This is a genomic window from Zobellia galactanivorans, from assembly GCF_000973105.1.
Classification (GTDB): Bacteria; Bacteroidota; Bacteroidia; order Flavobacteriales; family Flavobacteriaceae; genus Zobellia; species Zobellia galactanivorans.
In genome coordinates, this window is record NC_015844.1 from 4,252,129 (window position 1) to 4,267,162 (window position 15,034).

General features: G+C 50.3%; 3 protein-coding genes. All 3 read left to right on the forward strand.

Features of this window, described 5'->3' with window-relative positions; genetic code table 11:
* The first annotated feature begins 64 nt into the window (after window positions 1-64).
* Genes ZOBGAL_RS17135 through ZOBGAL_RS17145 form a run of 3 tightly spaced genes read left to right on the forward strand, consistent with a single transcriptional unit; the run spans window position 65 to window position 14,540 of the window.
* A complete protein-coding gene (locus tag ZOBGAL_RS17135) occupies window positions 65-11,632 on the forward strand; it encodes a T9SS type B sorting domain-containing protein (protein WP_013994975.1) in 11,568 nt (3,855 codons plus the stop codon).
* Between the two features lie 25 nt (window positions 11,633-11,657).
* Complete coding sequence (locus ZOBGAL_RS17140; protein ID WP_013994976.1) at window positions 11,658-12,590, forward strand: PorP/SprF family type IX secretion system membrane protein; 933 nt, start codon at window positions 11,658-11,660, stop codon at window positions 12,588-12,590.
* A 9-nt stretch (window positions 12,591-12,599) separates the two neighbouring features.
* Window positions 12,600-14,540 (forward strand): OmpA family protein, encoded by a 1,941-nt coding sequence (locus tag ZOBGAL_RS17145; RefSeq protein WP_013994977.1) that lies wholly within the window; start codon window positions 12,600-12,602, stop codon window positions 14,538-14,540.
* Window positions 14,541-15,034 lie beyond the last annotated feature (494 nt).

The window sequence follows — 15,034 nt, forward strand, 5'->3', positions numbered from 1 at the left end:
GGTAACTATAAACACCATTTGCCTGTAGTTTACGGTAATTATTTATTACGCTAACCATTCTTTTATGAAGTTCTCCCTTAAGACCGGCATTCTTGCCGTAGTTTTGACTTTTGTCTATGCAATTAATTCAAATGCGCAACTTGAAAACAACCGCTACAAGGTTGATGTAAATCCGCAAGATCTTGCAACCTGTGGGGGTGTCAACAACTCGTTGGAAGAAGTGACGATCCTAGGTAAAAATGCCAATTGTCACGATTTTAGTATCACTTTCGATCTTCCCCTAGGTATTGAGTATGTATCGGGCACGGTAACTATTACGGCCCAATCCGGTTCAGGGGACTATGTCATTTCCGAGGGGGGAACGTCGTCCGATCCCATCTTTACCATTCTGCGGCCCAATGATGAAAATTGGCAAGTAAACGATGTGGTAACCTTTACCTTTGAACGGAGTGCCAATTGCGATGCCGTTGAGTTTTCCGGTTCTGGAGGCATCTTCAAAGATGCCTATACGATCAACTTCCAAGATGCGGGTGGGGCCAATTCAGATTCGGAGAGCGATCCCCCTTCCTACGATTTAATGGCGGCATCGTTGAACATTTCTTCCATACCTACAATAAATGCCAACGTAGGCCAAACTTATGTAAGGGATATTGTAATCGCACAAGGGGGAAATGGCTGTACCGAAAGCTTTACCTATTATGTAAATATAGGTGAGGACGTAAGGGATGGCTATTCCTTGTCCTATAACGGAACTCCCTTGAAAACTATATCGGAAGTAGACGGGGTGTATACGTATAACATAGATTTAAATGTATCCCCGTTCGAAAAGGCTGTGGGCAATATCAACAGTTGCTTCGAAAACGGCGAGACCATTGTCTTACAGGAAGAATTTAGGGTAGACGATTGTATAGACACGGCCGTAGTGCATAATGCCTATTGGGGATGTAGCCCGGGGGAAACATGTCAGGCGGCGTCGCCACAGACGGGTTCCTTGAATTTTGGGACGAGCGTACCTGCCATAGCCTTGACCAAAGTAGGATCTACAACGCCAGATTTATGTAATGCGGTTACCTATACCGTTAAAATAGAGAATACCAAAACGACCGAAGGCTCCATGGCCTTGGACGTGGGTATTAACTTGGGAATGGGCCACAACACCTCGGCCGTAACCACTAAATATACGAATCCCCTTTGGGATTTTGATTATTACAATACAAGACAGGTCTCAAATTTCAGGTTTGGGACCAATGCTTCTTTTGAACCGGGTACAAAGCCTAGTACATCATATCCGGGCAGGGGGTCTGGCAATACCATATCCATACCGCCTAATTTCTTTACTTCGGATCCCGATGGGCCGAACTACGGTTTTGATGATTTGGACAAAGACGGCTTCTATGACGATTTGCCTCCGAATGCTTCAACGGAACTGTCCTTCGATTTTGAAATATCCCCTAGGGATGTCTGTGGTACAGGAAGATATGATTATATGGGGTGGGAGCACACCTATTTCGATGTCTATTTTAAAGATCAGTGTAAAGGAGATCGTGTCCCTGAGCGTATAGACCTTAACTACTTCAATATCCTTCGTGATTACCAGAGCGTAACCGAAATTGAGGCGCCCACCGATATTACAAACAATGAGGATTTTACCTTAAAAATAGCTCCCTCGATATATGCGGGCGGTTCGGGTAGGCCTACCATCGACGGCGATGCCATATTCTCCAACAAGGCCAGCTCGTTGTGGACCATAACCATCGATGTGCCTGCCGGAATGGAGCTCCAGGCATCGGCTTCCCCTGATTTTTCGCAATCGGGAAGCCAGATTACGTATACCACTACGAACATGAGTGGTAACACTTTTAAGGAATGGGTAGAATTTCCATTGACATATACCTGTGGTACCAACGGAATGAAAAGCATATCCTATACCACTAATTTTACGGCTACGGGATCGAGCGGGGTTTGTTGGAGCCAAGACATACACTGTGGTACGGTTAATATTTTTACGCATTGCCCAGGCGGTTGTGTCGGTCCGGTAATCGAAGATTTTACCGCTGAAAGGATTACGGCCGGATGGACGGATGAAACCATGTCTACGACGGTTGTGCTCGACGAGAATACCGACGGTATCAAAAAGTATTTGGCGGGAGATCAAATGAAAGTGACCACCAAGGCCTCCATTAACAATGTTTCCCTCGATAACCTTTATTTCGACCTTACTTATAATACGGCCAGTGCCGCTGCAGGAGGTGCGGGAATAATTACCTTGGTCGATTCTAAAATTACGATCAATGATACCCCGTCTACATCCCAATCGGGAGTTTTGGCGAATGCCCCTGTTTTGACCACCAACGGTTCCACGGAACACCTTTTGACCTTTGACCTAAGCGACGATCGAAGTTTGATAGGTCCGGGTTACGAATATGAAGGCGACGCTACAGAGAGCGATGTGGTCGAACTGGAACTGATCTTTGAGTTCAGTAAAGATTTTCAAGTTGTCGATTATTTTGAGCTTACCAACTTCAGGGGAGAGTTTTATGCCTATACGGATTCCGCACATACGGAAGCGAACAGGGTAGGTTGTGATACTTGGGGCGATCGCGCCTATTACTCCAGACCCAATATTTATGGCAGTAACCAAACCCGATCGGGCGAGGGCTGTACGCCTTCACTGGGCTATATGTACTTTACACATAATATGTCACCTAGCGACATGTTTGCCGATGAGTACCGCCCTATGACCATTTGGGAGTCCACGGTCGTAGATATCCCCGAAGGGGCAAGGTTTACCGGTAACGTTACGTCCAACGCTTTCAGCAGCAACAACTATTCTACCGCAACGGGCGAGTTTGTTGCAACGGAGAGCAACGGACAGGTGATAATAACACCGGGACCGAATTTTGTGAACAGGGACCAAACGGGCTTGGTGTACCAAAGGTTCGAGGTAGAGTTTGTGGGTACCTGCAATTCGCCTACGGAGGCTTCGTACGATTATACGATCAACTATCAGGATTTTGCCTATGCAAGCCCTGTCAGTACGAGTTTTACGAATACCAATAAATTCAGCTATACACAGCCTACCTTTATTGTGCAATCTCCCTTGCCTACGGTCAACGGAGACGCCTATAAAGTAGATTTCGACGTAAATATTAGCAATACGAGTCCCCAGGATATCGACTACAACTGGTTACAGGTTACGGTACCCGTGGGAATAAACATTACCGATGCCTTCAGTGTTTCCGGAGGTGTCGAGACTGCGGTCAATTTTTATCAGGCAGGGGATAAAACATGGATAGAGGCCGGGGCCATAGCTTCTGGCGCTACCAAATCGATTCGCTTTAAGGGCGATTTTGAGGATTGCTCCGATCTAACGGTCTTGGTAGAACATGGATGGGATTGTTTGGGCTATCCAGGGTATCCCGATACCCATGTCGATGTATCCGATTTTCAGGCGGTCGGTGCGTCTTGCTATCAGAATTCGACCTCCATTACCTTGGAACCTAAAAATGCACAGGTTCAGATAGGTATTACCGATCAGCCCGTGTCATCACAAGATTTGTGTACCCCTTTTCATGTAGAATTGGACATCATAAGTGCGCAATTGGCCGACTTGGTCAATCCGAGATTGGAATTTGCCATTCCCGGAGGTGCTACAGGTATCGATATTGTGGAAGCCGAGGTAGAATATCCCAAAAATTCGGGTAATTCCGAAACGGTAAGCGTTACCATTACCGATGGGACGGCAACGGTAAACCTGATGGAACATTCGGGTATTGCCGCCATAAGCGGTATTGCCGGTAATCCGGCCAATAATTCGGTCGACGACCGAACTGCACATGTAGACCTTGAGCTGCAGTTGATGTGCGATTTTATTTCCAACTCACCACTTACCTTTAAGGTATATGGTGAGAGTCCGTGTGGCGACCCGGCTTTTGGCAATGGTTCCCGTGTGGTTTCCGATGCGATAGAGGCAACGGGGGCCGTGGCACCCTATGACGCTTTAAGCACCATTAACCTACCAGGTTTTGGAGCCCCGATCCAAGGGTGTGGCGTTACCGAAACCATAAATGTGGAGACTTTGATAGCCGGTTCCAATAGCACCGGGGCTTCCGATTATGCCTTGATTGAGCTAAGGCCGGGCATTGAATATGTCGATGCTTCGTTTACAGGTACGGGAACCCATGTGGCAACCTTTGAATCTGTTACGACCGTGGGCGACCATCAAGAGATTATTATAAAATATCCGGCCGGGGTAGCACCGGGCGAGAGCATTTCCTTCGACTTTGATTTTATAACGACCAATGAAGGTATTTGCGATGATACCGAAGAAATACATATTACAAATTATGTAACGGTAGGTACCATGTCTTGCGGGGGCACTGCCTGTTCCGAATTTCAGGTATCCACAGGGTTCTCGTACGAGACCATGCCTTTGGAGAAACCGGTTTTGGCGGGCACCGCGAACGACAGCTTCTTTACGGTAGATACCGGCAATAACTACGAATATAACTTGTCGATAGATATAGAGAACCTCAGTGCCTTGGATGCCGCTGCTGGTTATACCTATAATGTGTACTGTGCCGATGTAAACGGGGAAATTTTGGGAGCCGCCATTGCCACGGGAACGGTCGCTTCTACGGTACCAAATTCTTCGACTATTGTCGAGGAAATCGTGTTTACCACTGCGGGTGCCGCTTGTTCGGGCAACAACCTTATCGTAGAGTTTCTGCCTTCAAGTACCAACTGTCAATGTGAGGCCATACAGATTGAGGTTCCGGTAGTTTCCGGTGCTCCGCTGAATTTGGACAACGATAACGATGGTATTCCCGATGTGATAGAGGTATATAACGGGGATGCCGATGGCGACGGGGTTTTGGACTATGAGGATCCGGATTTCTGTGCTGCCAATTTTGATGGCGTCGACGGATGGGATTGCGCCACCATGGGCTTGCCAGACCCCGATGCTGATTTGGATGGCGATGGAACCCCCAATTATTACGATACCGATTTCCCTGCCTGTGGCGGACTGAACGCCAATGGGGTTTGTATCAATTTTGATACGGATGGAGACGGGGTTCCCAACCATTTGGACTTGGATTCCGATAACGACGGTATTACCGATATCGTTGAGTTGGGAGAAGGAAATAAAGATGCCGATGGCGATGGGGTATTGGATAACCTAACCGATGTGGATAACGACGGACTTGCGGATGTTGTCGATAACGATACGACAGATGGTCCCGAAGGTAGTGTTCCATGTACGCCGCAAATCGGTTGTGTACAGACCAATTCCACTTCGAATATTTTTGACACGGACGGCGATGGTACAACTGATAATTCGGGAGATTTCGACGGGGACGGAATTATTAATGCTTACGATTTGGATAGTGATAACGACGGTATTCTGGATACGGTCGAGGCACAGGCCACAAGTAGCTTTAACGCTCCAGGAGCAATCGATCCGGCAACGGGCATTCCCGTGGTGGGGACCGATACCGATGGCATTGATCCCATCGATACCGATGGTGATGGTAACCCTGATTACCTAGACCTCGATGCCGATAACGACGGTGTTACCGATACATTGGAAGCCGGTGGTGCCGATACCGATGGCGATGGGGCCATTGATGGTTTTACCGATGCCGATGGCAATGGTGTTGCCGATAGTGTGGATGCTACACCGCTGCCTGATGGGGATTCTGATAATGACGGTGTTTTAGACCGATTGGATCTGGACTCCGATAACGATGGTATCCCCGATGTAACCGAAGCTGGAGGCGTCGATGGCGATGGCGATGGTATCATAGATACGTTTATGACCGATGCCGATAATGATGGTCTTGCCGATAGTGTAGACCCTGTAGGGCCTGCTACGGCGGGTACGCCCTTGGAAAATCCGGATACCGATGGCGATGGTTTGGATGATCGATTGGACCTCGATTCCGATAACGACGGTATTCCCGATGTGCTTGAAGCTGGAGGTACGGATCCCGACAACGATGGTAGGATCGGTACAGGGGCCATAGCGGATGATGACGGCGACGGACTTTCGAATATTGTGGATACGGACGATAATACCACCCAAGGTACTCCGGGTGATGGCGGGGGAACTGCCTTGCCGATATCTGATTTTGACGGCGATGGCCTACCCGATTATTTGGATATTGATTCTGATAACGATGGCATTACCGATACTACCGAGGCCGGGGGTACGGACGTGGACGGTGACGGAAGGATCGATGGTTTCGATGATACGACGACTACCGACGGTTGGGACGATGCTACGGCAGCTTCTCCCTTACTAATTCCTGATACCGATGAGGACGGTAAATCGGATTACTTGGACATCGATGCCGATGATGACGGTATTCCCGACAATGTAGAGGCACAGACAACAGCAGGTTATGTGGCCCCGGCCAATGCAGAGGCTACCAATGGATTGGATACCAATTATCCAACCGGACTGACCCCTGTAGATACGGATGGCGACCTAATTCCTGATTACTTAGACCCTGATTCCGATAACGATGGGGTGTACGATGTGTTCGAGGCAGGGCAAGGTATCATTATGGATCCTTTGGCCGACAGCGATAACGATGGACTGAACGATGCCTTTGACGATACGCCCGGTAATGATGTCAACAACGACCTGGATATAGGGGCCCTTGCTACCGATAATGTAGACGACCTAGATCCGAACGAGGTAGACTTTAGGTCAATATTGGATACCGATGGCGATGGTATTATGGATACGGTCGATATCGATGACGATAATGACGGAATTTTGGATGTGGATGAAAATAATTGTAGCTATATCACTACCAGTCAAACCTTACATTCGAATATTAGTACTTTACAAAGTGCCAATGCCGTAGTGGAAGCTGGGGTAAAATACTTCTTCGACATCGAGAACGTGGCTACCGGAGGTATTCTGACCGGAGTGGCCCAAGATGGAGTTTTCGAAGGAAGGACCATCAATGTTTACTTGACCGAGCCTGCTCGGGGAGGGGCGACAATTAATGGCAGTACGGCCGTTTATTATTCCGATTTCACCCAAAATACGGTAGATCCATCGAGTGGGGGAATCGTAAACAATGGCTATTACCTGTTCTACGCCATTGTAGATTTGAACGGAAACGGAACTTATGAAGACGGTGTGGACGAACTGTTGGGGCCTGTAGATCCCTTGGTGCCCACAAGTATTCCGGTATCAACGAATAGCGGATCCTTATATTTCTATTACAACGACGGACAGTTCGATGACAACCTGGCCAACATAACTTACGGAATTAAGACCGAGAATTGTGATACCGATGGGGATGGTATTCCCGATAGTATTGATTTGGATTCCGATAACGATGGTATTCCCGATATAACCGAAGCCGGAGGTACCGATACCGATGGTGACGGACGTGTAGACTACCCGACTCCCGGTGATCCAACTTCTATGGTCGATGCCAATAACGATGGTTTGGCCGATGAATTTGAAACCAACCCGCTTCCGGACGAAGATTCCGATAACGATGGGGTAAAGGATAGATTGGATCTGGATTCCGATAACGATGGTATCCCCGATGTAACCGAAGCGGGCGGATCGGATGCCGACGGAGATGGAGTTATCGATACCCATGCTACGGATACTGACCATGACGGTCTGGCCGATAGCGTAGACCCTGTTGGTCCGGCTACCTCGGGTACACCTTTGGAAAATCCGGATACCGATGGTGATGGAAGGGATGATCGATTGGATACGGATTCGGATAACGATGGTATTTCCGATGTAACCGAAGCAGGTGGTTCAGACCCTGATAACGATGGTATCATTGGTACCGGACCTATTGAGGATGCCGATGGTGACGGACTTTCTGATATAGTGGATACGGATGGCACTGGTACGGCACTACCGATAGATGATTTTGATGGGGACAATGTACCCAACCATTTAGACCTGGATTCCGACAACGACGGTATCCTCGACGTCCTCGAATCGGGCAACGGAGCCTTGGATACGAACAACGACGGTATGATCGATAGCAACGATACCGGCTTCGCGGATGCGGACAACAACGGTCAGGCCGATAGCTCCGAGGGTACCACACCGGTGAACACCGATGGTACGGGCAACCCCGACTACCTCGATATCGACGCCGATGACGACGGTATTCCCGACAACGTGGAGGCGCAGCCTACAACGGGTTATGAGGCTCCTGACAACACCTTCGATGCCAATGGAGTGGATACGAACTATCCGAATGGTATCACGCCTGAGGACACCGATGGTGACGGTACGCCCGATTATTTGGATGCCGATTCCGATGATGATGGATATTCAGATGTAGTGGAGGCCGGACAAGGTAGCCTTACAGGTACGGACACCGATGGAGATGGTCTCGACGACGGCTTCGACGATACCCCGGGCAACGACGTGAACAACGATTTGGATGCCGGTGCCATCGATACGGATAATGATGACGATACAAATACCGATGAGGTTGATTTTAGGTCGATTTTGGACCACGACCAAGACGGTATTCCAGATACGGTGGACCTCGACGACGATAACGACGGCATTGCCGACGTGGACGAGTCCAAGGGCACCGACCCAAGTGCGGACGACGACAACGACGGCGTTCCGAACTACTTGGACGATGACCCTGCCGATCCAACGATCGGGGACGACAATGGAATGGTGGAGCCGGACTTCGACTTTGACGGTGACGGCATACCGAACCACTTCGATTTGGATAGCGACAACGACGGTATCCTCGACGTCCTAGAATCGGGCAACGGAGATTTGGATACGAACAACGACGGTATGATCGATAGCAACGATACCGGCTTCGCGGATGCGGACAACAACGGCCAGGCCGACAGCTCCGAGGGTACCACACCGGTGAACACCGATGGTACGGGCAACCCCGACTACCTCGACATCGACGCCGATGACGACGGTACTCCCGACAACGTGGAGGCGCAGCCTACAACGGGTTACGTAGCTCCCGCGGATGCCTTCGATGCGAACGGAGTGGATACGAACTATCCGGGAGGATTGGTGCCCGAGGACACCGATGGTGACGGTACGCCCGATTATTTGGATGCCGACTCCGATAATGATGGTATCGACGATGTACTGGAAGCCGGTCAGGGCACCCTTACAGGTACGGACAGTGATAACGACGGTCTTGACGACGGCTTCGACGATACCCCGGGCCACGACGTGAACAACGATTTGGATACTGGGGCCGACGGAACCGATAATGAAGACGATGCCGACCTAACGGAAGTGGACTTTAGATCGGTACTTGACCACGACCAAGATGGTATTCCAGATACGGTGGACCTCGATGACGATAACGACGGCATTGCCGACGTGGACGAGTCCAAGGGCACCGATCCAAGTGCGGACGACGACAACGACGGCGTTCCGAACTACTTGGACGATGACCCTGCCGATCCAACGATCGGGGACGACAATGGAATGGTGGAGCCGGACTTCGACTTTGACGGTGACGGCATACCGAACCACTTCGATTTGGATTCCGACAACGACGGTATCCTCGACGTCCTAGAATCGGGCAACGGAGATTTGGATACGAACAACGACGGTATGATCGATAGCAACGATACCGGCTTCGCGGATGCGGACAACAACGGCCAGGCCGATAGCTCCGAGGGTACCACACCGGTGAACACCGATGGTACGGGCAACCCCAACTACCTCGATATCGACGCCGATGACGACGGTATTCCCGACAACGTGGAGGCGCAGCCTACAACGGGTTATGAGGCTCCTGACAACACCTTCGATGCCAACGGAGTGGATACGAACTATCCAAACGGTATCACACCCGTGGACACCGATGGTGACGGTACACCCGATTATTTGGATGCCGACTCCGATGATGATGGATATTCAGATGTAGTGGAGGCCGGACAAGGTAGCCTTACAGGTACGGACAGCGATAACGACGGTCTTGACGACGGCTTCGACGATACCCCGGGCCACGACGTGAACAACGATTTGGATACTGGGGCCGACGGAACCGATAATGAAGACGATGCCGACCTAACGGAAGTGGACTTTAGATCGGTACTTGACCACGACCAAGATGGTATTCCAGATACGGTGGACCTCGATGACGATAACGACGGCATTGCCGACGTGGACGAGTCCAAGGGCACCGATCCAAGTGCGGACGACGACAACGACGGCGTTCCGAACTACTTGGACGATGACCCTGCCGATCCAACGATCGGGGACGACAATGGAATGGTGGAGCCGGACTTCGACTTTGACGGTGACGGCATACCGAACCACTTCGATTTGGATTCCGACAACGACGGTATCCTCGACGTCCTAGAATCGGGCAACGGAGATTTGGATACGAACAACGACGGTATGATCGATAGCAACGATACCGGCTTCGCGGATGCGGACAACAACGGCCAGGCCGATAGCTCCGAGGGTACCACACCGGTGAACACCGATGGTACGGGCAACCCCGACTACCTCGATATCGACGCCGATGACGACGGTATTCCCGACAATGTGGAGGCGCAGCCTACAACGGGTTATGTAGTTCCCGCGGATGCCTTTGATGCCAACGGAGTGGATACGAACTATCCTAACGGTATCACACCTGAGGACACCGATGGTGACGGTACGCCCGATTATTTGGATGCCGACTCCGACAATGATGGTATTCTGGATATTGAAGAAGCAGGACAAGGCAGCCTTACGGGAACCGACAGCGATAACGACGGTCTTGACGACGGCTTCGACGATACCCCGGGCAACGACGTGAACAACGATTTGGATACTGGGGCCGACGGAACCGATAATGATGATGACCCAACAACTCCTGAAGTAGACTTTAGGGAGATGGGAGATAGTGATGGCGACGGCGTACTTGATACCCAAGAAGAGGCCGATGGTACCGATCCGAACAATCCTTGTGATTACGTAATCGAGCATGTTACCTTGGATTTCTCTGGCGATTACCTAGTTGCCGATTGTGACGGGGACGGGGTAACCAATGGTCAAGAGTTGGAAGACGGGACCAATCCGGAAGATCCATGTGATTACGATGAGGCTAGCATAAGCTTGGAGCAAGGAGGCGATTATCTGATCTCCGATTGTGATGAAGATGGTCTGACCACTTCACAAGAAGAGGCCATAGGCACGGATCCGAACAATGCCGATACCGATGGGGATACAATCCCCGATGGCCAGGAACTGGAGGACGGTACCGATCCCTTGAATCCTTGTGATTCCATAAATGGAGTACCTACCTTGGAAGCAGGCTGTGATCCGGAATTGGTAGAGACCGGCATTTCGGTCACCAACGAGATCATAACACCGGACAACGACGGGGTAAACGACTACTTCGAGATCGACAACATCGAGTCGTTCCCGAACAACAAGGTACAGATCTACAACCGTTGGGGCGTACTGGTGTACGAGATGTCGGGCTACGACAACGGTCCCGCTTCCTTTAGGGGCGTCTCCAACGGAAGGGCGACGATCCAAGTGGATTCCAAATTGCCTGTAGGGGTGTACTTCTATGTGATCAAATACGAAAACAAGGGAGAATACCTGAGCAAGGCAGGTTACCTATATGTCAACAGATAAATTTCCTCCAATACAAACGATAAACATGAAAAAACTAGTTATAGCGGTCCTGTCGATTTTTGCCGGCCTTGTCTCGGCCCGTGCCCAGCAGGACGCCCAGTACACACAGTATATGTACAATACGATTGCGGTGAACCCGGCCTATGCGGGTTCCCGGGGCGTGTTCAGCATTGCGGCCCTGCACCGCTCGCAGTGGGTGGGCCTCGAGGGGGCGCCTACCTCCCAGACCCTGAACTTCCATACCCCGGTATCGAACTCGGTGGGCCTGGGCCTCTCGGTGGTGAATGACGAAATCGGCAACGGCACCAACCAGGATACCTATATCGACGGGGTTTTTTCCTATACGGTGCACACCTCGGAGGAAGGGAAGCTGTCCTTCGGCCTGAAGGCGGGAGGCCACCTTTTGAACATCGACTTCTCGAAGCTGAGGAACTACGGTGCGGAGAGCAACCTGCCCAACATCGACAACAAGTTCGCGCCCAATTTCGGGGCAGGGGTATACTACCATACGGAGCGTTTCTATGCGGGACTATCGGTGCCGAACTTTTTACAGACGGAGCACTTCGACAATTCCAACACCGACAGCAGTTCTTTTCTGGCGGAGGAGCGTATGAACCTCTACCTTATCACGGGCTATGTGTTCGATATGAACCAAAGGTGGAAGTTCAAGCCTGCGGCCTTGGTCAAAGCGGTTAAAGGGGCGCCCTTGCAGATCGATCTCAGCGCGAGCTTTCTGTTTAACGACAAGTTCTCCTTGGGGGCGGCCTATAGATGGGATGCGGCAGTGAGTGCGCTCTTCGGTTTTCAGTTGAGCGACCAGCTTATGCTGGGGCTGGCCTACGACAGGGAGGTCACCGATCTTGGGGCGGCACGCTTCAACGACGGCTCCTTCGAGATATTCCTAAGATACGAGTTCCTTACCCGCTACAAACGAGTACTAACCCCTAGATTCTTTTAACGACCCGATATGAAAAGAGCAAAATATATTTTCTGCGCCCTCGCCGTAATAACCTGTATCGCCCAAGGACAGGAGAGAAAACTGGAAAAGGCCGAGAACAGGTTCTCCGACTTCGCCTATGCACCGGCCATACGGTCCTATGAGGACCTGGTGGCCGACGGGTATAGTGAAGAGCGGATATTCAAGAACCTCGGCAACGCCAATTACTACAACGCCAGGTACGCCGAGGCATCGAAGTGGTACGGGAAGCTCTTCGAGCTCGATACGGCCGATATCGACCCCGAATACATCTACCGCTACGCCCAGACGCTCAAGTCCTTGGAGGATTACGAAGCCTCCGACAGGTGGATGAACAGGTTCAGGGAGGCCAGGGCCAACGACCGGCGCGCGGAACGCTTCGGCGAGAACACGGACTATCTGGAGCGGATAGAGGCCAATTCGGGTAGGTACGAGATCCAGAATTTAGGGCTCAATTCCAAGGTGTCCGATTTTGCACCTTCCTTTTACGGGGAGGACCTGATCTTTTCGACCGCCCGTGACAGCGGCCTCCTGTCAAAGAAGATCCACAAGTGGAACAACGGCTCCTTTTTGAACCTGTACAAGGCTTCACAAGATGGGCAGGGAAATTTTATCGGGGTAGATAGACTTTCCAATAGGCTGAACAAAAAAACACACGAGTCCTCCACGGCCTTCACCAAGGACGGCAAGACCATGTACTTTACCCGGAACAACTCCAACAACGGCAAGTTCTCAAGGGATGAAGAAGGGATCAGCAGGTTGAAGATCTACAGGGCAAGGTTGGTGGACGGCGAATGGAAAAATATCGAGGAGCTTCCCTTTAACGATGATGGCTACTCGGTGGCCCACCCTGCACTGAACAAAGAGGAAAACAAGCTGTATTTCGCCTCCGATATGCCGGGAACGGTCGGGGAGTCGGATATTTTTGTGGTGGACATCCACGGGGACAGTAGCTTCGGCACGCCCCAAAACCTGGGCCCCAAGATCAATACGGAGGCCAGGGAGACCTTTCCCTTCATAACGGGTTCCGACGTACTTTATTTTTCCAGTGACGGGCACCCTGGGCTGGGCGGACTCGATGTGTTCGCGATCGATCTAAAGGAAATGGGAGCGGGCCAGGTGGTGAACGTAGGCAGGCCCCTGAACGGGGAGGAGGACGATTTTTCGTATATAATCGATGAAGAGACCCTAAAAGGCTTCTTCGCCTCGAATCGCGAAGGCGGACATGGGGATGACGATATCTACAGTTTTACGGAGACAAAGCCATTGGACCTCAAGTGCCATACCTTGATAGCCGGAACGGTCAGGGACGAGGAGACCGGCGAGCTGTTGGCCCATGCCGCCGTTACTTTATATGACAAGGAAAACCATGTGGTCTCCACATCGCGGACCGATGCCGACGGGGCCTTTAACATGGAAGGCGACTGCAAGGACGGAAATTACAAGGTAGTGGCCTCAAAAAGCGATTACGACGATGGCGACAAGGTGTTCGCCACGGTCAAGGGAAAGGATGCCACGGGCATAGAGGTGGTATTGGCCAAAACCGTAAGACCGGCACCGCTGGGAACCGACTTGGCGAAGTACCTGGGCATCGAACCGATCTATTTCGATTTCGACAAATACTTTATCCGGGAGGACGCCAAGATAAGCATCAAAAAGGTATTGGCCTATTTGAACGAATTTCCGGAGGTGAAAGTACAGGTACGTTCCCATACCGATTCGCGTGCCAACGATGCCTACAACATGTGGCTGTCGACCAACAGGGCGAAGTCCACGGCGGATTATCTAATTGCCCAGGGCATTCCTGAAAACCGGATCTCCTTTGAGGGCTTCGGGGAAACCCAATTGACGAACGAGTGTAGCAATGGGGTGCCCTGTACCAAAGTACAACACCAAATGAACAGGCGTTCTGAATTTATAGTGGTGGAATAAAGGAAAATAGACCGACCAACCAAGAAGGGATGGAGCATGGCTTCGTCCCTTTTTTTATATCACATTTTTTCGTTTAGGTAAACTCGTACGTAACAGAATATTGAAAAGCGCTATAGCTCTTAAATACTCAGTTTAAAGCTTAAAAGGGAGATGATAATTCATGATTCGTCAACTGTGTCTATTGTTGGGTTTATCGATGAAATGCACTTTTGTCGTTTCTCTTCGCATACAAAGTATAGGTTTTCCCATACAATTAGCTGTGCTTGACAACAATATTCATAATATTATATTTTCTGATACTATATTTAAGAACATTAACTATATTGTAGTAGGCTTTTGCTTACAAAGTACTACAAGAACACTAACCATTACATTATGAATTATTATTTACAATAAGTATAAATGCTCTGATTGTCAATAGCAGGTAAATTATACTACTCAGTTTCGTCCTCAAAATTTAGCAACCTGTAAAGGTTTCTATAATTCTTCTTAAG

Excerpts from the sequence above, each read along its gene's own strand:
- ZOBGAL_RS17140 (WP_013994976.1), top strand. The coding sequence starts at position 11,658 with ATGAAAAAACTAGTTATAGCGGTCCTGTCGATTTTTGCCGGCCTTGTC.
- ZOBGAL_RS17145 (WP_013994977.1), top strand. The coding sequence starts at position 12,600 with ATGAAAAGAGCAAAATATATTTTCTGCGCCCTCGCCGTAATAACCTGT.
- ZOBGAL_RS17135 (WP_013994975.1), top strand. The coding sequence starts at position 65 with ATGAAGTTCTCCCTTAAGACCGGCATTCTTGCCGTAGTTTTGACTTTT.